Source organism: Pseudoalteromonas sp. SG44-1 (assembly GCF_014164315.1).
Taxonomy (GTDB): domain Bacteria; phylum Pseudomonadota; class Gammaproteobacteria; order Enterobacterales; family Alteromonadaceae; genus Pseudoalteromonas; species Pseudoalteromonas rhizosphaerae.
Genome location: NZ_JACJEW010000034.1, coordinates 15,459 through 17,553, shown reverse-complemented (window position 1 = coordinate 17,553; position 2,095 = coordinate 15,459). Strand labels below are relative to the sequence as shown.

Genomic DNA, 2,095 nt, shown 5'->3' with positions numbered 1-2,095 from the left:
ATACTGGACTTGAACCAGTGACCCTCGCCTTGTAAGGGCGATGCTCTCCCAACTGAGCTAATCACCCACATATAAATTAAAACGCTACTATTAAAATAAATAGTACTGGACTTTAACCAGTGAACCCCGCCGTTACTTGTAAATAGCGGTGATGCTCTCTTTTCTTAGAACTGAGCTAATCACCCACATCTAAACAACAACTCATTGCCGCGTTGTTGTGGGGCGCTATTATAGATAGAGTTGTAAATGTGTCAACACTTGAATGAGGAAAAATGTTTTAGATGCAGGTTTTATAATCAATGAAGTAAGATTGAGATTGTTTTATAGCCAATTTACTTACATTCAATCTATATGTGCAATCAATTTACTCATTATTTAATGCAATACTTTAATAGCTAGTGGTGCCTGTTAGTCAAAAGCGGATTTGTTTTTTAATCATGAGGGAGGAAGGTTATAGTCAATCGCATTGAAAAATCCAAATACCGTTAGTTAAATACGATTGATATAAAACACCGACTGTAACTAATGGAGCCTCTGTGATCATATAAATAACTGACAATAGAGTAGGGGCGTTGCAGTTAATTGCTAGTATGTTCATCTTAAATTCGTTTTACTTGGTGATGAAAACGTTGTTGTGAAAAACAAGAAAAGACTCCGACTTTATTTTGCATATAAATGTATACCTTATTGTTTTGATGTTTTAGAATATATTTCACCTCAGTTAATCTAGATTGTGCGCCTTTCAGTCCTAATTTTTGTTTTGAAACAGCTCCCTTGCATGTATTTTGAGCGCCGCGGTTTATTCATTATTCAGTTTGTTGAAAATTAAACCGTTTAAAGAAAGTTACTGAAAAAAATGTTGACATTATTTTGGTGGCTGCATAGAATGCGCCCCGCACTCAGCGATACACAGCACGGTTTAACTGCGCAAGTGTTTAGCAAAATAAATTGGGGCTATAGCTCAGCTGGGAGAGCGCTTCGCTGGCAGTGAAGAGGTCTGCGGTTCGATCCCGCATAGCTCCACCAATTTATTAAGTGTTTGTCCTAGGGTAGCAGTTTTCTGTGTCCCCATCGTCTAGAGGCCTAGGACACCGCCCTTTCACGGCGGTAACAGGGGTTCGAATCCCCTTGGGGACGCCACTTAACTTTTATAAGTTAAAGGCGGGTTAACCGAGAAAATAGCGAACAAATTAAGCTCGAGTCTTAATTTGTATTAATCGCAATTACCTTAATCAGCTCAGGATGTGAGCATAACTAATCAATTGTCCTAGTGATACATTTATGTGTCCCCATCGTCTAGAGGCCTAGGACACCGCCCTTTCACGGCGGTAACAGGGGTTCGAATCCCCTTGGGGACGCCACTTACTATTTCTATAGTAGGTGTAGTGTTATTAAGATAGCTCGCCTGAAACGAGTTAAACCATTCAGTTGTCCTAGTGACACATTTATGTGTCCCCATCGTCTAGAGGCCTAGGACACCGCCCTTTCACGGCGGTAACAGGGGTTCGAATCCCCTTGGGGACGCCACTTACTATTTTCATAGTCAGTGCAGTGTTATTAAGCAGCTCGCCTGAAACGAGTTAAACCATTCAGTTGTCCTAGTGACACATATTCTGTGTCCCCATCGTCTAGAGGCCTAGGACACCGCCCTTTCACGGCGGTAACAGGGGTTCGAATCCCCTTGGGGACGCCACTTACTATTTTCATAGTCAGTGCAGTGTTATGAAGCAGCTCGCCTGAAACGAGTTAAACTATTCAGTCGTCCTAGTGACACATATTCTGTGTCCCCATCGTCTAGAGGCCTAGGACACCGCCCTTTCACGGCGGTAACAGGGGTTCGAATCCCCTTGGGGACGCCACTTACTTATTTTAAGTAATGTATAAAGCAGTGTGACACCGCACTATCTATGCACGACGTTAACAAGAGTACTAATCTCTTGGGGACGCCACTTACTTATTTTAAATAGGGAAGTGCAGTGTTATTAAGCAGCTCGCCTGAAACGAGTTAAACCATTCAGTTGTCCTAGTGACACATATTCTGTGTCCCCATCGTCTAGAGGCCTAGGACACCGCCCTTTCACGGCGGTAACAGGGG

6 tRNA genes are annotated in these 2,095 nt (G+C 42.7%); all 6 read left to right on the top strand.

The annotated features are described in order from the left end of the window. The first annotated feature begins 950 nt into the window (after positions 1-950). The 6 genes from H5187_RS15510 (at position 951) to H5187_RS15485 (ending at position 1,859) form a co-directional block, all read left to right on the top strand. Positions 951-1,026, top strand: a tRNA-Ala gene (locus H5187_RS15510). Between the two features lie 38 nt (positions 1,027-1,064). Next, positions 1,065-1,140 (top strand) — tRNA-Glu (locus H5187_RS15505). 145 nt (positions 1,141-1,285) lie between these two features. Then, a tRNA-Glu gene (locus H5187_RS15500) sits at positions 1,286-1,361 on the top strand. Positions 1,362-1,451: 90 nt separating this feature from the next. After that, positions 1,452-1,527, top strand: a tRNA-Glu gene (locus H5187_RS15495). Between the two features lie 90 nt (positions 1,528-1,617). Beyond that, a tRNA-Glu gene (locus H5187_RS15490) sits at positions 1,618-1,693 on the top strand. A 90-nt stretch (positions 1,694-1,783) separates the two neighbouring features. Then, a tRNA-Glu gene (locus H5187_RS15485) sits at positions 1,784-1,859 on the top strand. Positions 1,860-2,095: the final 236 nt, after the last annotated feature.